Annotated in this window: 17 protein-coding genes; 8 read left to right on the forward strand and 9 right to left on the reverse strand. The window is 69.6% G+C overall.

The window, feature by feature from the left end; translation table 11 throughout:
* Positions 1–53: 53 nt before the first annotated feature.
* Entirely contained in the window at positions 54–1,565 is a 1,512-nt protein-coding gene (gene glpK / locus QE389_RS10305) for a glycerol kinase GlpK (protein ID WP_307366966.1), read from the forward strand.
* Between the two features lie 20 nt (positions 1,566–1,585).
* Positions 1,586–2,695 (forward strand): phosphotransferase family protein, encoded by a 1,110-nt coding sequence (locus QE389_RS10310; protein ID WP_307366968.1) that lies wholly within the window; start codon positions 1,586–1,588, stop codon positions 2,693–2,695.
* 7 nt (positions 2,696–2,702) lie between these two features.
* On the opposite strand, the gene QE389_RS10315 is transcribed toward QE389_RS10310, so the two are convergent.
* From QE389_RS10315 to QE389_RS10330, 4 genes are all read right to left on the reverse strand, one after another.
* A complete protein-coding gene (locus tag QE389_RS10315) occupies positions 2,703–3,464 on the reverse strand; it encodes a thioredoxin family protein (protein WP_307366970.1) in 762 nt (253 codons plus the stop codon).
* Between the two features lie 66 nt (positions 3,465–3,530).
* Entirely contained in the window at positions 3,531–5,762 is a 2,232-nt protein-coding gene (locus tag QE389_RS10320) for a prolyl oligopeptidase family protein (RefSeq protein WP_307366972.1), read from the reverse strand.
* A 166-nt stretch (positions 5,763–5,928) separates the two neighbouring features.
* Positions 5,929–8,130: a prolyl oligopeptidase family protein gene (locus QE389_RS10325; protein ID WP_307366974.1), complete on the reverse strand. Its 2,202-nt coding sequence runs from the start codon at positions 8,128–8,130 to the stop codon at positions 5,929–5,931.
* Positions 8,131–8,227: 97 nt separating this feature from the next.
* Positions 8,228–9,025, reverse strand: a complete 798-nt coding sequence (locus QE389_RS10330; RefSeq protein WP_307369038.1) for a potassium channel family protein — start codon at positions 9,023–9,025, stop codon at positions 8,228–8,230.
* Positions 9,026–9,181: 156 nt separating this feature from the next.
* Here QE389_RS10330 and dapF point away from each other — a divergent pair, with 156 nt between their 5' ends.
* From dapF to QE389_RS10355, 5 genes are all read left to right on the forward strand, one after another.
* A complete protein-coding gene (gene dapF, locus QE389_RS10335; RefSeq protein ID WP_307366976.1) occupies positions 9,182–10,027 on the forward strand; it encodes a diaminopimelate epimerase in 846 nt (281 codons plus the stop codon).
* Positions 10,028–10,243: 216 nt separating this feature from the next.
* Entirely contained in the window at positions 10,244–12,577 is a 2,334-nt protein-coding gene (locus QE389_RS10340; protein WP_307366978.1) for an NADP-dependent malic enzyme, read from the forward strand.
* Positions 12,578–12,584: 7 nt separating this feature from the next.
* Positions 12,585–13,460 carry a 16S rRNA (cytidine(1402)-2'-O)-methyltransferase gene (gene rsmI / locus QE389_RS10345; RefSeq protein WP_307366980.1) on the forward strand — a complete coding sequence of 292 codons (876 nt, stop codon included), beginning with the start codon at positions 12,585–12,587 and terminating at the stop codon, positions 13,458–13,460.
* Positions 13,457–13,876 carry a YraN family protein gene (locus QE389_RS10350; protein ID WP_307366982.1) on the forward strand — a complete coding sequence of 140 codons (420 nt, stop codon included), beginning with the start codon at positions 13,457–13,459 and terminating at the stop codon, positions 13,874–13,876. The genes rsmI and QE389_RS10350 overlap by 4 nt, the downstream gene beginning before the upstream one ends.
* Positions 13,877–13,885: 9 nt before the next feature.
* Positions 13,886–14,701: a transglutaminase family protein gene (locus QE389_RS10355; protein ID WP_307366983.1), complete on the forward strand. Its 816-nt coding sequence runs from the start codon at positions 13,886–13,888 to the stop codon at positions 14,699–14,701.
* A 15-nt stretch (positions 14,702–14,716) separates the two neighbouring features.
* Here QE389_RS10355 and QE389_RS10360 read toward each other — a convergent pair whose 3' ends face one another.
* A complete protein-coding gene (locus tag QE389_RS10360; protein ID WP_307366985.1) occupies positions 14,717–15,094 on the reverse strand; it encodes a hypothetical protein in 378 nt (125 codons plus the stop codon).
* Positions 15,095–15,234: 140 nt separating this feature from the next.
* On the opposite strand from QE389_RS10360, the gene QE389_RS10365 reads away from it, so the two are divergent.
* The gene (locus tag QE389_RS10365) at positions 15,235–16,026 is read left to right on the forward strand and encodes an SDR family oxidoreductase (protein WP_307366987.1); all 792 of its coding nucleotides are present in this window, start codon (positions 15,235–15,237) and stop codon (positions 16,024–16,026) included.
* Here QE389_RS10365 and QE389_RS10370 read toward each other — a convergent pair.
* The 4 genes from QE389_RS10370 to fsa all read right to left on the reverse strand — a co-directional run bounded on the left by QE389_RS10370 (position 16,013) and on the right by fsa (position 19,673).
* Positions 16,013–17,260: a retropepsin-like aspartic protease gene (locus QE389_RS10370; protein WP_307366989.1), complete on the reverse strand. Its 1,248-nt coding sequence runs from the start codon at positions 17,258–17,260 to the stop codon at positions 16,013–16,015. The two genes, QE389_RS10365 and QE389_RS10370, sit on opposite strands and share 14 nt — an antisense overlap.
* Before the next feature lie 80 nt (positions 17,261–17,340).
* Complete coding sequence (locus QE389_RS10375; RefSeq protein ID WP_307366992.1) at positions 17,341–18,285, reverse strand: tyrosine recombinase XerC; 945 nt, start codon at positions 18,283–18,285, stop codon at positions 17,341–17,343.
* Positions 18,267–18,983, reverse strand: a complete 717-nt coding sequence (locus tag QE389_RS10380; protein WP_307369040.1) for a DUF484 family protein — start codon at positions 18,981–18,983, stop codon at positions 18,267–18,269. Before QE389_RS10380 ends, QE389_RS10375 begins: the two co-directional genes overlap by 19 nt.
* 36 nt (positions 18,984–19,019) lie before the next feature.
* Positions 19,020–19,673, reverse strand: a complete 654-nt coding sequence (gene fsa, locus QE389_RS10385) for a fructose-6-phosphate aldolase (RefSeq protein WP_307366994.1) — start codon at positions 19,671–19,673, stop codon at positions 19,020–19,022.
* Positions 19,674–19,747 lie beyond the last annotated feature (74 nt).

Consider the following 19,747-nt stretch of genomic DNA (forward strand, 5'->3'; position numbering starts at 1 on the left):
CCTGAACCGCACACGACGCCCAAGACGTCGAACGCCGACCGGGAGCGAACCGCATGAGCCTGATCCTCGCCATCGACCAGGGCACCACCTCCACACGCGCCATCGCCTTCGAGGTGCGCGATAAGACATTGAGCCCCGTCGCGGTCAGTCAGATCGAACTGGGCCAGCACTTCCCCCGCTCGGGCTGGGTCGAACATGACGCCGCCGAAATCTGGACCGCGACCCTCCAGACCTGCCGCGAGGTGGTGCGCAAGGCCGGCGGGGTCGCCCGCTTCGCCGCCGTCGGCCTGACCAACCAGCGCGAGACCGCCGTTCTGTGGGACGCCGTGACGGGCGAGCCTCTTCACCGCGCCATCGTCTGGCAGGACCGACGCACGGCCGACCTGACCACGCGGCTGATCGCCGAGGGGCGTGAGCCGGCGGTCCAGGCGGCCACCGGCCTGATCCTGGACCCCTATTTCTCGGCCACAAAGTTCGCCTGGCTGCTGGACGCCGTGCCGGGCGCGCGAGAGAGGGCGGTGCGGGGCGAGGTCCGGCTGGGCACCATCGACAGCTGGCTGATCTGGAAGCTGACCGGCGGCGAAAGCCACGTCACCGACGCCTCCAACGCCTCGCGCACCGCCTTGATGGACCTGAGAACGGTCGAATGGCGCGACGACCTGTGCGCCCTGTTCGACGTGCCGCGCGCCGCCCTGCCCGGGATCCGCCCCTGCGCCGGGGTCATGGGCAACACCGATCCCGCCCTGTTCGGGCGCGCCCTGCCCATCGCCGGATCGGCGGGCGACCAGCAGGCGGCCCTGATCGGTCACGGCGCCCTGAACCCCGGCGACGCCAAGATCACCTATGGCACCGGCGCCTTTCTGATGGCCAATGTCGGGGCCGCCCCCGTCGCCTCGACCCGGCGTCTGTTGGGCGCCCTGGCCTATCAGGCGGAAAGACGGACGGCCTACGCCCTGGAGGGATCGATCTTCTCGGCCGGATCGGCCATTCAGTGGCTGCGCGACGGGGCGAAGATGATCTCGGAATCGCGCCAGTCGGAGGCGATGGCCCAGGGCTTGACGGACAACGGCGGCGTCTATCTGGTGCCGGGCTTCACCGGCCTGGGCGCGCCGTGGTGGGAGCCCGAAGCGCGCGGGACGGTCGTGGGCCTGACCCGGGATTCCGGCCCGGCCCATTTCGTCCGTGCGGCGTTGGAGGCCCTGGCCTATCAGACGCGCGACCTGCTGGACGCTTTAGCCGCCGACGGCGCCCCGCCGCTGAAGACGTTGAAGGTGGACGGCGGCGTCACCGCCAACAGCTTCGCCATGCAGTTCGTCGCCGACATCTGCGAGGTGGAGGTGGAGCGTCCGGCGTTTCAGGAGATGACGGCCCTGGGCGCGGCGCGCCTGGCGGCCCTGGGCGCGGGTCTGCTGGCCGATCTTGAGGCGCGCCCGACCGAGGCTCCGGCCTGCTGGAAGCCGCGCATGGCGGCCGCGGAACGAGAACGACTGCTTTCCGGCTGGCGTCGGGCGGTGAAGGCCGCCATCATCGCCGCGCCGGACCGGGCGCAAGAGCCGGGCGGCTGAAGGAAACGACGGGACCGCCCATGACCGAAAACCCGCTGGAGGCCCAGCCAGACACCCCGATGGACGCTCAAGACGCCTTTTCCGGCACGCGCGAGGTCGATCCCCGCCATCGCCTGGACGAAACCGCGCTGGACCGCTGGATGCAGGCTCGTGTGGCGGGCTACGCCGGGCCGCTGACCATCAGACAGTTCAAGGGCGGCCAGTCCAATCCGACCTACGCCCTGACCACGCCGGGCGCGGCCTATGTGCTGCGCCGAAAGCCGCCGGGCGTCCTGCTGCCCAGCGCCCATGCCGTGGACCGCGAATTTCAGGTCGTCTCGGCGCTGCACGCCCAGAGTTTTCCGGTCGCGCGGCCCTATGCCCTGTGCACGGACGAGGCCGTCATCGGCTCGATCTTCTATGTTATGGAACGGGTCGAGGGGCGCATCTTCTGGGACCTGAAATTGCCCGGCCTGGCTCCGGCCGAACGCCGCGCGATCTATGAGGCCCAGACGGATACGCTGGCTCGGCTGCACGCCTTCGACCCCGTCGCGGTCGGCCTGGGCGACTATGGCAAGGCCGGAAACTATTTCGCTCGCCAGGTCGGGCGCTGGACCAAACAGTATCGCGCGTCCGAGACCGAGCCCGTGCCCGCCATGGACCGGCTCATCGCCTTCCTGCCCGACAGTTTGCCGCCCGAGGGGCCCAGCCGCATCGTCCACGGCGACTTCCGCCTGGACAATATGATCTTGGCGCACGCCAAAAACGACGATGGGGCGCATGTCCGGGCCGTGCTGGACTGGGAGCTGTCGACCCTGGGCGATCCGATGGCGGACTTTTCCTATCTGCTGATCGCCTGGGCCATTCCCGCCAGCCTGCGCAACGGCTTGGCCGGCGCGGACCTGAAGGCCCTGGGTATTCCCTCGGTCGAGGAGACGATGGAGCGATACGCCGCCGCGACCGGCATGCGGCCCGACAATCTGGACTGGCTCTACGCCTACAACCTGTTCCGCCTGGCCGCCATCTGCCAAGGCATCGCCGGCCGCGTCCGCGACGGCACCGCCGCCAGCGCCCACGCCAGGACCATGGCCGCCCAGGTCGGTCCCCTCAGCGACGCCGCCTGGGGCTTTGCAAAAAAGGCTGGGGCGTAACGCCGGTCTATTTCCGGACCTTGGCCCCGATGATGTGGCGGTCGCCTTTGGCCTGGATCAGGACCACGACGCCCTGACCTTCGGTCGCCGGGGGCAGGTCGAACAGGACCGGACGGCCGCGCCATTCGCCCAGACGGACCACGTCGCGCACGACATTGACGTGGCGCACGGCCTGGCCACGGTTCTCGCCGGCGCGGACCTGAACCACCTGGGGGCCGGGGGTATAGATGACGGCCAGAACCTCGGCGCCGCCGGGCGGCGGGCGGCCCGAGCCGACGCCGACGCGGTCGCCGGTCTCCCGGAACTCGATCTGCGGGGGCCAAACGTGGCGGACGGCCTCCTCGCCTATGGCGGCCTCCAGCTCGGCGCCGCGCGCGCCCGAAACCTGGCGGCGGCCGTCGATCACCACCTCGGGCGTCGAGACGCCGCGCAGCCGCAGGGCTGCGCGATAGGCCCTCTGACGCGCCGAGAATTCGGGCCGGGCGAAGGTGTCGGTCCAGCCCAGATAGTCCCAGTAATCGACGCCATAGGTCAGGGCGACCACGCCCGGCTCGGCCGTCGCGCGCTCGACCACCGCATTGGCCTCGACACAGGCGGCGCAGCCCTGGGCCGTGAAAAGCTCCACCACCACCGGGGTGGCCGGCGCCGACTGGGCCACGCGGCGCGGGGCATGGGACGAACGCCCGTTCGTCGGCTGGGCCGTGACGGCCGCCGAGGCGAAGGCGCACGCCGTCACCGCCGCCGCGAGGATCCAAGCCTTGCGTTTCATGCCCTCGTTCTTAGCCTCCGCGCCGGACGGCGGCGGTCATAAGAAGTCCGTGAACCGATGACCGCCTCAGTCCATCAGCTGTTGCGACAGATAGACATAATGGCGGGCCCAGCGACGGGCGTTGGCCACCGGATCGGCGTCGTTGGAGTGACCGCCCGCCGTGTCCTCGTAATAGAGGTGGTCATAGCCCAGGTCGCCCAGACGGGCGGCGAACTTGCGGGCATGGCCGGGGTGGACGCGGTCGTCGCGGGTATTGGTGGTCAGATAGACGCGCGGATAGGGCTGGCCCGGACGGAGCTGCTGATAGGCGGAATATTTCGCGATCCACTCGGCTTCTTCCGGGATGCGCGGGTCGCCGTATTCGCCGATCCACGAGGCGCCGGCCGGCAACTCGTGATAGCGCAGCATGTCCACCAGCGGGCTTTCGATCACCGCCGCGTTGAACAGTTCCGGATGCTGGGTGATCGACACCGAGGTCAGAACCCCGCCGTTCGAGCGGCCGTAGATGCCGAGGCGACGCGGGCTGGTGATCCCGCGCTGTTCAAGGTCGCGCGCCACGGCGGCGAAGTCGTCGAAGGCTTTCTGGCGGTTTCCGTCCAGCGCCGCCTGGTGCCAGTCGGGACCAAACTCGCCGCCGCCCCGGATATTGGCCTGCACGAAGACGCCGCCCCGCTCCAGCCACAGCTTGCCCATCTCGGGCTTGTAGGCCGGGTTCAGGCTGACCTGAAAACCGCCATAGCCCAGCATGATGGTCGGGTTCGATCCGTCCAGCTTCATGTCGCGCGGGCGGGTGATGAAGTAGGGAATCTTCGTCCCGTCGGCCGAGGTCGCCTCATATTGTTCGGTCACGTCGCGCGAAGCGTCGAACTTGGCCGGGGCGGATTTCAGCGGCGTCAAGGTCGCGGCGTTCGCATCGGCCAGGCTGAGGGTTGGCGGCACGAGGAAGCCTTGGGTCGAGACGAAGACCTCGCCCCGCGACTTGGAGAAATCGCCCAAACCGACGGCGAGGTTGGCCGGCACTTCGATGGACTGCACGGTCCAAGGGAACTCGCCCCTTGGGGCGAAGATCGAGAGTCGGCCGCTGACGTTGTCGTTGATGGCGACGACGATCCGATCGGAAAGCACCCGGACGTCCGCAATGGATTGGCGGGGTGTCGGAACGAATATCTGCGTATCTTGATAACTCGGCCCTGAACGCGAACCGTCGGGGCGGTCATGTAAACTGTCTAGCGCCATAGCCATCAGCGCACCGGCGGGACCGCCGCCATACCCTAGAAGTTGCTTGTCGAAGACTTCCTCGGGTGTGAACACCAGCATGCCGTCGAGCACGCCGTAGATGCTCACCCTCTCGGGAATCCTTAGTTTGTAGGTTCGGCCATCCAGAAGCCGCCACGTCTCCGACCGGAAGGTGTCCAGCGGGCGGGTGATGATAACGGCCGTGACCTTGCCGGCCCTGTCACGATAGACGGCCGGGCTGACGCCATAGCCGCCGTCCGACTGCTCGCCGCGATAAACCTCGGTCGCCTGGGCCAGGGTCTGGCCGCGCTTCAGCGCTTTGACGATGAAGGGATAGCCGGACTCGGTCATCGTCGGCTTGCCGTTCTCTGTGCCGAAGTCCGTGGCGACCAGAAGGGTGTCGCGGTCCAGCCATTCGATGCGGTGCTTGCCCTCGGGCAGGTTGAAGCCCCCGTCCACGAACCGTTTGGTCGGGATGTCGAACTCGCGAACCACCACCGCGTCCTTGCCGCCGTCGGACAGCATGATCAGGCAGCGCGCATCGTCGGGCGCCAGGCAGTCGGCGCCCTTGAACACCCAGTCCTTGCCTTCGGCCTTGGACAGGGCGTCGAGGTCCAGCAGCGTCTCCCACTGCGGCGCCGCGGCGCGATAGCTGTCCAGCGTCGTGCGACGCCAGACGCCCTTGGGATTGGTCGCGTCCTGCCAGAAGTTGCCGATCCCGTCGCCCAGGAAGGACGGGCTGGGGATGCGGTCCGTCGCGGTCAGGATCGCCTGGGCCTCGGCGCGGAAGGTCTCGTAGCGCGGATCGCCGGTCAGGACGGCGAGGGATTTCCTGTTCTCCTCGGCGACGAAGGCCATGGCCGCGGCCCCGTCCACCTGCTCCAGCGCCAGATGATCGTCCGCCGCCGCGACGCCGGCGGGCGTCAGGTCGCGAGGGAAGTGAGGCGGAGGGCTGTCGTTGGTCGTCATGACGATTTCGTCAACACCTCTGGCGACCGGCGTACTCGCGCAGGCGGCCAGCAGAAGGGCCGGAATGGCGGCGGACAGGATCAGGTGACGCATGGCTTAAACACTCCGCAAATCTGATCCTCCCCCGCATCGCGGGGGGAGGGGAACCGCCGTCAGGCGGTGGAGGGGGCGGAACCAGACAGGGCGCCAGGGGTCGCCCCCTCCGCCACTTCGTGGTCCCCCTCCCCCGTTCGCAAGCGCTCACGGGGGAGGATCGGACTTACTGCTGCGCCGGCGTGTCCATCAGGCGACGCGACAGATAGGTGTATTCCAGCGCCAGGCGGCGGGCCGTCTCCTGCAGATTGGCGCCGGCCGCGTGGCCGCCATCGGTGTTCTCGTAGAACAGCACCGGATAGCCCAGTTCCTCCAGACGCGCCGCCGCCTTGCGTGCATGGCCCGGATGGACGCGGTCGTCCTTAGTCGAGGTGTGGATGAAGACTTCCGGATAGGGCTGGCCCGCGCGCAGGTTCTGATAGGGCGAATACTGCTCGATCCAGGCGCGCTGTTCGGGGATGTCCGGGTTGCCGTATTCGCCGATCCATGAGGCGCCCGCCAACAGCTTGTGGAAGCGCAGCATGTCGAACAGGGGCACCTGGATGACGGCGGCGTTGATCAGGTCCGGACGCTGGGTCAGCATCGCTCCCATGAACAGCCCGCCCTGCGAGCCGCCCATGATGCCGAGTTTCGGCTGACTGGTGATGTCGCGGGCGATCAGGTCCAGCGCCACCGCCTGAAAGTCCTCGTGCGCGCGCTGGCGGTTCTGTTGCAGGGCCGCCTCGTGCCAGCGCGGGCCGAACTCGCCCCCGCCGCGCGTATTGGCGATCACATACACGCCGCCTCGCTCCAGCCACAGCTTGCCGACCGTCGCCGAATAACCGGGCAGCAGCGAGCTTTCGAACCCGCCATAGCCATAGAGGACCGTAGGGTTCGACCCGTCCAGCGGCATGTCCGCCTTATGCACCACGAAATAGGGGATCATCGTTCCGTCGGCCGAACGCGCCTGGAACTGATCGACCTTCATGCCGGTCGCGTCGAACTTGGCGGGCATGGACTTGACCTGATCGACCACGCCGGTCGCGGCATCGGCCAGCCACAGGCTGGACGGATTCAGATAGCCGGTGACGCTGACAAAGACCTTGTCGTCCTTCTCCGAGGCCGAACCGACGCCGACCGAGACGTTCTGCGGCAAGTCCAGGGTCGTATAGGCCCACGCGCCCTCGCCCGGCGTGTAGACGCGGACCGAACCGCGCACATTGTCGTAAAGGGCCACCACCAGACGATTGCGGGTGACGTTCATACCCTCGATGGCCTGACGCTCGGTCGGGCGCAGAACCAGCTGGGCCAGGGTCCTGGCGTCGGCCAGCCACGCCTCCAGCGGCCAGGCGATCAGGTCGCCGGTCTGGAAGGTCTGGCCCGACGGCGCGGTCCAGTCCTGCTTCAGCGTGACCAGCAGCCGCCCGTCCACCAGGCCGGCGATGTCGGACTTGGCCGGCAGCGGCAGTTGGATCAGGGCGCCGTCGTCGGTCACGCGCCAGGTCTCGGACGAATAGAAGTCGACGGCCCGGTTGATCAGCACCGCCTTCACCGCCCCGTCGGCGTCGCGCAGCGTATAGCCGGACACGGACACGTCGGTCGGCTGGCCGGTGAACAGGGTCTCGGCCTGCTCCAGGGTCTGGCCGCGCTTCATCCGCTTGACCACCATCGGATAGCCCGAGTCGGTCAGGGTGCCGGGGCCGAAGTCGCGCGAGACCAGCAGCGTATCCTTGTCGATCCAGGACGCGCCGCCCTTGGATTCGGGCAGGACGACGCCGCCCTCGACGAACTTGCGCTCGACGCTGTCGAACTCGCGCAGGGTGACGGCGTCCTTGCCGCCGTTCGACAGGCTGATCAGGCAGTAGCGTTCTTCGGGCGGCAGGCAGGTCGAACCCTTGTAAACCCAGTTGGCGTCCTCGGCCGCCGCCAGGGCGTCGACATCCAGAATGGTCTCCCATTGCGGCGTCGCGGTGCGATAGCTGTCCAGGGTTGTCCGCCGCCAGACGCCGCGCACATGCTGGGCGTCCTGCCAGAAGTTGTCGATATGGCCGTCATGGGTGAAGCCGGGCGACGGGATGCGGTCGCGCGACTGGACGATGTCCAGCGCCTCCTGATGCAGGGTCGCATAGCGCGGGTCGCCCTGAAGGATGCTAAGGGTGCGGGCGTTCTGGGCGTGGACCCATTCCATCGCCCGCGCGCCGTCGACCTCTTCCAGCCACAGGTAGGGATCGGTCTCGGGGCTGGCGGCGAATCCGCCGGCCTGCGCGACAGTGGCGGCGGCTGGGACGGCGCCCGAAGAAGCAGCGGAAGTCGTCTGGGCCATGGCGCTCGGTGTCAGGCTGGTGGAGGCGAGAAGGGCCGCAAGGGCGGCGACGGACGTGCGGATCATTAAGGCCCCCGGTCGGATGAAGTCGGCGCACCTTAACGACGCGGCCCCGCACGGCAAGCGAGGCGCCGGCCACCTTACGGCTTTGTCATGATCGGCCCTACAGACCTTCATCCGGAATGCACAGCAGATTGCCGCAGGCCTTGCAGTGGACGGCGTCCGGATCGTGCTTGTGCAGCCCGCAGCGATCACACGGAAAGCTAATCTTGGACGGCCGGATCAGGGCCTGGGCCAGCCGCAGGAACAGGGTGATGCCCGTCAGCATGATGGCGATGGACAACAGCTTGCCCCAGGCGCCGGGCAGGGTCACGTCGCCGAACCCCGTCGTGGTCAGGGTCGCCACGGTGAAATACAGCGCATCCACATAGCCGCCGACGCCCGGCGCGCCCCGGAACGTCGCATAGACGAAGCCCGTCGCCACGAAGACGAAGGTCACAAGGTTGGCCAGGGCGCGCACGACCCCCTCGACCCGCGTGTCGTCGAACTTCCGGCCTACCGTCCGCCAGAAGAAGTCCGAGTTCAGCAGGGTCCAAAGCCTGAGCATCCGCAGGAAGCCCAGGTTGAACAGCCAGGCTGGGAACAGCAGGGTCGCCAGGACGAACAGATCGACCCAGACGATAGGCCGCTTCAGCCAGTCCCGGATGTCGGCATAGGCATAGGCCCGCGCCGCCAGATCGACCGCCAGGACCACCGCGATCAGATAGTCGATGACATAGAAGGCCCAGCCCATGTTGCGCAGGATCGGCGCGGCCAGGAAGAAGGCGATGATGACCAGGTCCACCCCGATCACGGCCAGGCGGAACCGCACCGCCGGCGGTTGGGAGCCGTGATAGAGATAACGCACCCGCGCGCGCAGACGCAGGCCGTCGTCGCCTGTGGCCCTGGGCGGATCGTCCATCCTGTCCTTGGTCACGCGCCCCCTTCGTCCGGCGTTCCGGATCGCTTCGCACCCCCTCAATCAACAGCCTGACGCCCGACCTGTCCAACAGGTTCCGCCAACGCGACGAAAGCGGGACGATTTCCACCGGCCCGGATCGCCCCTATATGGCGAACCATGAGCCACACCGCCGCCGAAAGGCCCTTCGTCAAGATGAACGGCGCCGGCAACGACTTCGTCGTCGTCAATGCGCTGGAGCGCCCGTTCCGCCCGACCGAGGATCAGGTCCGGGCGCTGGGCGACCGCGCCGGCGGCGAAGGCTTCGACCAGTTGATCGCCATAGAGCCGTCCGGCACGGCCGACGCCTTCATGCGTGTGTGGAACGCCGACGGCTCCATGGTCCAGACCTGCGGCAACGCCCTGCGCTGCGTCGGCTGGCTGTTGATGGAGGCGGCGGGGTCGGATCGGGTCGTCATCGACACGGCCGCGGGCCCGACGACGGCGACCCGCGCGGGCGACCGCCGCGTCACCGTGGACATGGGCCGGCCGCGCCTGGACTGGACCCAGGTGCCCCTGTCCGAAGCGATGGACACGCGCGGGATCGAACTGCAGGTCGGCCCCATCGACGCGCCGGTGCTGCATACGCCCGGCGCCGTCTCCATGGGCAATCCGCACGTCGTCTTCTTCACCGACCGTCAGGACGACGGCTTCGTCTCCGGCTCGGGATCGCTGATCGAACATCATCCGCTGTTTCCCGAAGGGGTGAACGTGGGCTTCGCCGACGTGCAGGGGCGCGACCGCATCCGTCTGCGGGTCTGGGAGCGGGGCGCCGGCCTGACCAGGGCCTGCGGCACCGGCGCCTGCGCCGCCCTGGTCGCGGCGGCCCGGCGCGGCCTGGCCGACCGCAAGGCGGCCGTGATCGTCGACGGCGGCGAAATGGTCATCGACTGGGACGCCGAAACCGACCATGTCCTGATGACCGGCCCGGTCGAGATAGAACGCACGGGCGTGCTGCTCTTCTAGGCTTGGCGCTCGGTCCTTGGCGCCCGGTTTGGGCGAAAAGCCGCACGATCCGGTCCGGCGCGATCACCCTTTCCACACGACCCGCACCGTCCGCGCGCCTTCAACCGCCGTCGCGGCGCCGCGCAACGCCGGGCGGCTGTGCGGTTGTCCCGCGCGGCGGCCCGCACTAGGAACGAGGGGACAGTCCACAGACGACGCGCCGGAAACGCCTGCCCCATGCCCGACCAGACCGAAAAACAGACCTTCTCCGACCAGGAAGCGCTGGATTTCCACCGCCTGGGCACCCCGGGCAAGATCTCCATGAGCCCGACCAAGCCGATGGCGACCCAGCGCGACCTGTCGCTGGCCTATTCGCCGGGGGTCGCAGTGCCGGTCCTGGCCATCGCCAAGGACGCGGACGCGGCCTACGACTATACGGCCAAGGGCAATATGGTCGCCGTCATCTCCAACGGCACGGCCATCCTGGGGCTGGGCAATCTGGGCCACATGGCCTCCAAGCCGGTGATGGAGGGCAAGTCCGTCCTGTTCAAGCGGTTCGCCGACGTCGACAGCTTCGACGTGGAGGTGAAGACCACCGATCCGCAGGAGTTCATCACAGTCGTCAAGAACATCGGCGACACCTGGGGCGGCGTCAATCTGGAGGACATCAAGTCCCCGGAATGCTTCGTCATCGAAAGCGAGTTGCAGGACCTGCTAGACATCCCCGTCTTCCACGACGACCAGCACGGCACGGCCATCATCTCCACCGCCGGCCTGATCAATGCGGTCCACGTCGCCGGCAAGAAGCTGGACGAGGTCAAGGTGGTGCTGGCCGGCGCCGGCGCGGCGGGCCTGTCCTCCATCGCCCTGATGAAGGCTGCGGGCGTCAGGGCCGAGAACACCGTGATCTGCGACCGCGACGGCGTCGTCTACAAGGGCCGCGAGTTCGGCATGGACCAGTGGAAGGCCGCCCATGCGACCGACACCCCGTTCCGCACCCTGGCCGAGGCCATGGTCGGCGCCGACGTGGTTCTGGGCCTGTCCGCCAAGGGCGCCATCACCAAGGAGATGGTCGCCTCCATGGCGCCCAATCCGATCATCTTCGCCATGGCCAACCCCGACCCGGAGATCACGCCCGAGGACGTGCAGTCGGTGCGATCCGACGCCATCATCGCCACCGGCCGCTCGGACTATGTGAACCAGGTCAACAACGTCCTGGCCTTCCCCTATCTGTTCCGGGGCGCGCTGGACGTACGCGCGCGCCGGGTGAACCACGAGATGAAGGTGGCCTGCGCCCAGGCCCTGGCGGCCCTGGCGCGCGAGGACGTGCCGGACGAGGTGGCCGCCGCCTATCGCGGGCGCAAGCTGAAGTTCGGCCCTGACTACATCATCCCGACGCCGTTCGATCCGCGCCTGATCTGGTACATCCCGCCCTTCATCGCCCAGGCGGCGATGGATACGGGCGTGGCGCGCGTCCAGATCGAGGACATGGACGCCTATCGCAACGCCCTGCGCTCGCGTGTCGATCCGTCGGCCGCCCTGATGCAGAAGATCAACTCGGCCGTGCGCGGCGGGCCGGACAAGCGGATCGTCTTCGCCGAGGGCGAGGAGACCGCCGTCATCCGCGCCGCCTGGGGCTTCAAACAGGCGGGCCTGGGCACGCCCGTCCTGGTCGGCCGCGAGGATCTGATCCGCCAGAACGCCGCCGAAGCAGGTCTGAACTTCGACGATCTGGGCATCGAGATCACCAACGCCCGCGTCTCCAGCCACAATGTCGAGGACACCGACTGGCTGTATCAGAAGCTTCAGCGGCGGGGCTATCTGCGCCGCGACGTCCAGCGGATGATCAATCAGGACCGCAACTATTTCGCCGCCACCCTGGTCGCCAAGGGCCGGGCCGACGGCATGGTCGCCGGCGTGACCCGCAACTTCAACATGGCGTTGAAGGAGGTTCAGCGCGTTCTGGACGTGGACGACACCCTGATCGGCCTGTCGATCCTGCTGGCCAAAGGCCGCACCCTGTTCGTGGCCGACACCACAATTCACGAACTGCCGAACGCCGAGGAGTTGGCCGACATCGCCATCAAGGCCGCCGAAACGGTCAGAAAGCTGGGCCGCAATCCGCGCGTGGGCTTCCTCAGCTATTCCACCTTCGGCAACCCGCCCGGCGACCGCGCCGAAAAGGTGCGCGAGGCCATCCGCATCCTGGACAAGAAGGGCGTCGATTTCGAATACGAGGGCGAAATGCCGCCCGAGGTCGCCCTGGACCCCCAGGGCCATCCCGCCTACGCTTTCAACCGCCTGACCAAGCCGGCCAACACCCTGGTCATGCCCGCCATCCATTCGGCCGCCATTTCGACCAAGCTGGTTCAGGCCCTGGGCGGCGCGACCGTGATCGGCCCCCTGCTGGTCGGGCTGGAGAAGCCAGTGCAGATCGTGTCCCTGAGCGCCTCAGTCAGCGAGATCATCACGGCCGCCACCTTCGCCGCCTATGACGCCGGCCCGGCGTTCCGGGGGTCGGGCCTGACCTCGGCCCCGCGTCCCCCGGCCGCCTCGACCGTCGAGCGCTGATCCCCGCTTGGACACCGCGCCCCAGCCCCTCCCCCTGACCGCCCCCCCGCCCCGCCGGGTGGAGCCGGGCCTGTATCTGGTCGCCACCCCCATCGGCAATCTGAGGGACATCACCCTGAGGGCGCTGGATGTGCTGGCCGCCGCCGACCTGGTGCTGGCCGAAGACACGCGCGTCACGGCCAAGCTGCTGACGGCCTATGGGCTGAAGGCGCGGCTGGAACGCTGCGACGACCACGCCTCGGTCCGCGCCGCCGATCTGGCCGTCGAGCGCCTGCGCGAGGGCCAGGTGGTGGCCCTGGTGTCGGACGCCGGCACGCCCCTGGTCAGCGATCCGGGCTTCGTCGTGGCCCGCGCCGTCATCGCCGAAGGGCTGCCGGTCCACCCGATCCCCGGCGCCTCCAGCCTGCTGGCGGCCCTGTGCATCGCCGGCCTGCCCGCCGACCGGGTGCTGTTCGCCGGCTTCCTGCCGCCCAAGACCACCGGGCGTCGCGCCGCCCTGGAAGCGCTGAGGGGTCCGCGCCAGACCCTGGTGTTCTTCGAGAGCGGCCCGCGCCTGAAGGACAGCCTGGCCGACATGGCCGCCGTCCTGGGCCCCCGCCCGGCCGCCGTGGCGCGCGAACTGACCAAGCTTTACGAGGAATGCGTGCGCGGCCCGCTGGACGTCCTGGCGACCGATCCGCGCCTGGACGCCCCCAAGGGCGAGATCGTGGTGGTGATCGGTCCCGGCGACGTCGAACAGGCCACCGAGGCCCAGGCGGACGCCGCCCTGGCCGAGGCCCTGACCCGGCTGCCGACCGGAGAGGCCGCCGCCGAGGTGGCCAGGACCCTGGGTCTGAACCGCAAGACCTTGTATCGGCGCGCCCTGGCCCTGCAGGGCAGATGAAGCCGCCCCGCCTTCCCCGCCCGGCCCCGGCGCCGCGCCCCAAGGCGGCCTGGCGTCAGGCCAAGGGCGGGGCGGCCTTCCGCCGCGGCCACGCCGCCGAATGGATCGCCGCCGCGCTTCTGATGGCCAAGGGCTATCGGATCCTGGGGTTCCGGCTGAAGGACCGGGCGGGCGAGATCGACCTTCTGGCCCGACGCGGGCGCGTCCTGGCCGTGGTCGAGGTCAAGCGCCGCATGACCCTGGACGCCGCACGCCTGGCCCTGAAGCCCGCCCAGTACGACCGGCTGGTCGCCGCGGGTCAGGCCATCCGCCGCAAACGCCCCGCCCTTCAGGCCCTGGATCTGAGAATCGATATGGTGGCGCTGGCCCCCGGCCGGTTTCCGCGTCATCTTCGCGGCGTCGAACGCGGCGACTGAAGGAACGCCATGAACCGGGATGAGGCCGAAGCCGTCCTGACGGCCGCCGGCGAGGCCGGCGAGGCGGGCTTCCCCCTGCTGGAGGCCGCGATCGCCTGCGCCGTTCACGACCGCCCCTTCCGCGATCCCGAACCCGTGCGCGCCCTGGCCTGCGGCGCCGGCCAGCGTCTCAAGGAGCGGATCGGCGGCGAAGCGCCGGACGACGCCCTGTCCGAGACCATGGCCGCCGACTTCCGACTGAACGGCGACCTTCTGACCCACGACCTGACGGCCAACACCGACGTCATCGACGTGGCCGAGCGGCGGCGCGGCCTGTCGGCCGCCCTGGCGGTCTTCTATCTGCACGCGGCGGCGGCCGCCGGGATCAAGGCGGCGGGCGTCGACTTCCCCGGCCATTTCCTGGTGCGGGTCGAGACGGCGGAAGGGCCGGTCGCCCTGGACCCTTTCAGCCACGGTCGGCTGGTCATGCCCAGCGAACTGACCCGACGGGCTCTGCGCGCCGGCCTGACGCCCCAGGTGGCGGATCGGCTGGACCTGCTGATGGCGCCCGTCAGCGACCGCCAGGCCCTGATCCGCCTGCAGAACGTGTTGTTCAGCCGCGCCCTGGCCCGCCACGACTATGAGGCGGCCGAACGTTCCGCCTTGCGCCGCGCCCTTCTGGACCCCGAGGATCACCGCCCCTGGCTGGACGTCGCCTCGGCCCGCGAGAAACAGGGCGCCCTGGCCGGAGCCCTGGCCGCCCTGGCGCGAGCGCGCGGACTGGACGGCGCCGCAGCCGCCCGGCGCGCCGCCAGCTTCGACCGGGTGCGGATGCGCCTGAACTGACCCCGCCCCAGCGCCCTATTTCAGCGCGACGTAGCCGCGTTCCACCATCCGGCGCAGAGCTTCGTAGGCCTCGGCCAGTTCGTCATAGGCGGTGCGGGCCGAGGTCAGGCGGGCCACCTGGTCGGGCGTCACGGCCGATCCGGAGTGGGCCAGGCGCAGGGATTCGGCGACCCACTTGGCCCGCGCGGTCGCGGTCAGGACCGCCAGCTTCTGAAGCGAGGCGGCGTCCACGCCGGTCAACGTCTGGCCGATCACCTCCTTGTTGGCGACATAGGCGGCGTAGTCGATCTGCTCCAGCTGGCCGCGCAGGCGGCGCTGTTCCTGAGGATCGGTGTCCTGCGGCTCGAAATGGTCGCTGTGGCGACGCACGCTCGAGGTCATCTTGGTCGACATGGGCCGGCCCTCCCGCAAGCCTGCCAAACGGCCGAGACGGGCCGCGCCGGGGGAAGGTGCGCCGCCTTGGTTAACGCCGCGTTGCGTCGGGCGGCCCGACGGTCGATATGCGGACCTGGACAGACCGAGGAGATCCCCACATGGACCTGGAACTGACGGGCAAGCGCGCCCTGATCTGCGGCGGCTCGTCGGGGCTGGGCCGGGCGGTGGCGACGGCCCTGGCGGCCGAGGGCGCCCATGTCGCCCTGCTGTCGCGCAACGCCGAGGCGCTTCAGGCCGTCGCGGACCAGTTGAATGCCGCAGGACCCGGCCGGGCGGTCGTGGCGACGGCCGATCTGGCGGATCACCAAGCCCTGCTGCGGGCCGTGGATACGGCCGAGGCCCTGTTGGGCGGATCCATCGAGATCCTGCTGAACAACACCGGCGGGCCGCCGCCGTCGGGCGTGTCGAACCTGGAGCCGTCGGTCTGGCGCGATCATTTCGAGGCCATGGTGCTGTCGATCTTCCGGCTGACGGATCGGGTTCTGCCGGCCATGCGGGCGGCCGGCTGGGGCCGCATTCTGAACGTCGCCTCCGTCACCGTGATCGAGCCTTCGGCGGCGCTGGGGGTGTCGAACACCCTGCGCGCCTCGGTGGCGGCCTGGGCCAAGACCCTGGCGACCGAGGTGGGGCCGGACGGGGTGACGGTCAACACCCTGCTGCCGGGGCGGATCGACACGCCGCGCATCGACCGGTTGGATCGGGCGGCGGCCGAGCGGACGGGCGTGACGCCGGAACAGGCGCGCGCCGCGTCGGTGACGTCCATCCCCGTCGGCCGCATCGGGACGCCGGAGGAATTCGGCGCCACGGCCGCCTTCCTGGCCAGTCCGCTGGCGGCCTATGTCACCGGCTCCCTGATCCGGCTGGACGGCGGGGCGGTTAAGGCGATCTAGGATCGGGATCGGACGCCAAAAAAGGAGTCCAACGAGTCCGAGCAGTCCGATTTCGCGCCTTTCGTCGCCGTCGAGTCCGCGGGTGGGGCCAGTGTAACACGGGCGAAGTGTAACCCGGGCGAAAGGGGCGCCACATCGATTGCAGCTGGGTCGCGCCAAGCGGCTGAAATCCCTGGGACGCCCCCGCTGGATTCGGCGACCACGGCGCTGCGATGCGGTGAATCAGGCCCGGCGCAGCAGTCCGCCGAAGGCGACCCGCCCCCGGCCATAGTCCAGGATCACATGGCTGAACCGCGTCAGGAGGTCTCCACCCAGCAGCAGGGCCGGCTCCTCGATCAGGTTCAGCAGGTGAAAGGCGTGCAGGTCGGCAAACAGCAGGGGCGTGGGGCCAAGCGTCCGGCCGGCGATCTTCAGGTCGCGGACCCCGCCGGTCTGAACCGAAACGGCGCCGCCCACGATGCCCTCCATCCGGGTCGGGCGGCCCGGGATCGGTCTCGGGCGCGATCCGGGCCGCCCGCATGAGGGCCAGGTTGCCGATCGAATACTGGGCGCCGCTGTCGATGAAGGCGCTGGTCTCGACGCCGTCGACCACAAGACGACCCAGGATCAGCTGGCCGGAGGGACCGCGCCGCCCCGAGACGACGAGGTCCGCCTGGCGACGTGCGCCGATCTCTCCGGCCCCGCCCACCGAGACGCCCTCGCCCGGCCGGGTCAGAAGGGCGCGCCGCGCCTGCACGTCCAGCACCAGACGAAACCGCGACAGCAGATCCAGGCCCAACAGGCCGTCCGCGCCCAGGGCCTGGCGGGGGAAGACCGGCAGCTCCAGAGCCGGAAAGCGGCGTCGGCCGACCTCGACGGCCTCTACATGGACCGTAGGCGTGGCCTCGGCGGCGGTGACGCCGTGAACCATCACGTCGGGACCGGGGGGCAGGCCCAGGGCCAGGGCCAGTTCGCGCGAGACGGCGCTGCGTTCGGCCCCGGTGTCGATGATGAAGGTCCGCTCCGGCCCGCCGTTCAGGCGCACGCCCACCCCCATGCGGGTCAGGAGATTGCGAAACAGCCGAAGCGTCTCGGGCGCAGGGGTCGTCGCTTCGGCCTGGGTCTGGGCGGCGGCGGGCGAAGCGGTCAGGAACCACGCGCCAAGGGGCAGGGCGGCCGTCAGGGCCAGGGCGTCGCGCCGCGACGGGATCGCGGCGCGCCAGCCGGAGCCGGAGCCGATAAGGGAAGGCCGCAACCGCCTGGTCTCCTCGCGCGCCGCGAACCGGCGTCTGTCCTCAGGATAGGCGGCTTTGAAGGCGCCGTCATCGCCCTTGATCAGGCGCGCGGATGGGCCGCGGCATAGGCGTTCAGCAGCCGTTCGGCGTCCACGCCCGTGTATTTCTGGGTCGTCGACAGGCTGGCGTGGCCCAGCAGTTCCTGGATCGCGCGCAGGTCCGCGCCGGCGCCCAGCAGATGGGTCGCGAAACTGTGGCGCAGGGCGTGGGGCGTCGTCCGTTCGGGCAGGCCGAGGCGTCCGCGCAGCCGCTGGACCGCCGCCTGGACGTGACGGGGGCTCAAGGGTCCGCCGCGCCGGGCGCGGAACAGGGCCTCGGCGGGCTGGAGCGGAAACGGCTGGAGCGCCAGATAGGCGTCCGTCGCCTGGCGCACGGCGGGCAGGACCGGAACGATCCGGGTCTTCGCCCCCTTGCCGACGATCCGCAGCGTCTCGCCCAGCGGCGCGTCGGCGCGCGTCAGGGACAGGGCCTCCGAAATCCGCAGGCCGCAGCCGTAGAGCAGGGTCAGGACGGCGCGGTCACGGGCCGCCTCCCACGGGTCGGCGTCGGGGTCGGCGTCCGGTTCGGCCAGCAGGCCGCGCGCCTGATCCTCCGTGACCGGGCGCGGCAGGGACGGTTTGATCCGAGGGCCGCGCACCAGGGCCAGCTGGGGCGCGGGCGTGTCCAGTCGCCGGTCCAGAAAGGCGTGAAAGCCCCGGATGGCCGACAGGCTCTGGCTGAGGGAGCGGGCGGCCAGCGGGTGATCGCCGCCGCGTCGATCAGCCATATGGGCGCGGACCTCGGCCGCCGTCACCGCGCCGAGATCGGCCAGGGACAGGGCCTCGCCGCGATGCCGCTCCAGAAAGGCGAGATAGAGCCGGCCGATGTGGCCATAGGCTTCCAGGGTGCGCGGCGACAGGCGGCGTTCGTGCGCCAGATGGTCCAGCCAGGCGCGCAGGGCGTCCGACGCCGTCAGCGCGGGGGACTTTAGTTCAGGACGGGCCATCGTTCGGCCATCCGCTCGACCACGCGGGCCAGGAAGGCGGCCAGTTCGCAGCCCATGGTGGGGGTGAAACCCTCAGGATCGGGCGAGCCGAAGGCGCACAGGCTGGGGCGGGGCGGTTCGCCCGGCGTCAGATGCGGGGCCATGCGGATCAGGGCGAAGGACCGCACCTCGGCCTCGACGGCCCCGAACAGGTCCAGTCCCGCGAACGCCGGCCCCAGCCAGGTCAGGCCATGCTCGCCCAACAGGCCGTCGACCGCGCCCGGCTCCAGCGCGCGCCAGCCGAAAGGCACGCCGCCGGGCTTCTCCAGGGCGATGGCGCCGCCGCTGAGGCCGAAACGCCCCTGGGCGGCCGCGTCCAGCCGACGGGCCAGGTCGGAAGGGTTGCGCGCCTCCATCAGGTCCAGGGTCGCCACATGGGTCTGGGTCTGGGCGGCGAAGTTGGCGCGGGCGATCGTCTCGATCTCGCGCCGGGCGCCGGCTTCGCGCTTGGCCACGGCTTCCAGCCGGGTCAGGGCGGCGGCCCCGAACTCCACCACATTGCGGCCGTGCGGGCGCAGGCCGATCTCTTCCAGCAGGGATCGGTCGTCCAGCAGGGTCTGGGGGTGGGTCTGCAGCCAGCCGCGCACCTCGGGCCAGCACAGGCCGTCGCCCAGACGCGGGGCCTGTGCGTCCGTTTCCGACGTTTCGAACAGGTCCAATGAGCCGCTCAACAGACCTCTCCGGGACGTGCGATGCTACAGAATAGACTGACCCGTCTTGGCCCAGTCCGCCACGAAGGCATCAAGACCCTTGTCGGTTAACGGGTGCTTTACCAGGGCCTTGAAGGTGTCGGCGCCGAAGGTGGCGGCGTCCGATCCGGCCACGGCGGCGGCGGCGACATGCGCGACGTTGCGCAGGGATGCGGCCAGGATCTGGGTGTCGAACCCATGCACGTCATACAGGACGCGGATTTCCTCCAACAGACCGATGCCGTCCGCGCCATTGTCTTCCAGCCGCCCGACGAAGGGCGACACGAAGGTGGCGCCCGCCTTGGCGGCCAGCATGGCCTGGGCGGCCGAGAAGCACAGGGTTACGTTGGTCTTGATCCCCTTGTCGGAGAAGACACGGCAGGCGCGCAGACCGTCCCAGGTCAGGGGCAGTTTCACGACCACGTTCGGGGCGATGGCGGCCAGCTTGTCGCCTTCCTTGACCATGGTCTCGAAATCGAGCGAGACAGCCTCGGCGGAAATCGGCCCCTCGACCAGGGCGCAGATTTCGGCGATGACCTCGGCGATGTTGCGACCCGACTTGGCGATCAGGGACGGATTGGTGGTGACGCCGTCCACCATTCCGGTGGGGACCATGTCCTTGATGACGGCGACGTCGGCGGTATCGAGAAAGAGTTTCATGGGCAGGGCTTTTAGCGTTGCAAAAGCGCCGCGTCGATCCTCCCCCGCAACAACGCGGGGGAGGGGGACCGCGA

The sequence above is a fragment of the Brevundimonas sp. SORGH_AS_0993 genome (assembly GCF_030818545.1).
Taxonomy (GTDB): Bacteria; Pseudomonadota; Alphaproteobacteria; order Caulobacterales; family Caulobacteraceae; genus Brevundimonas.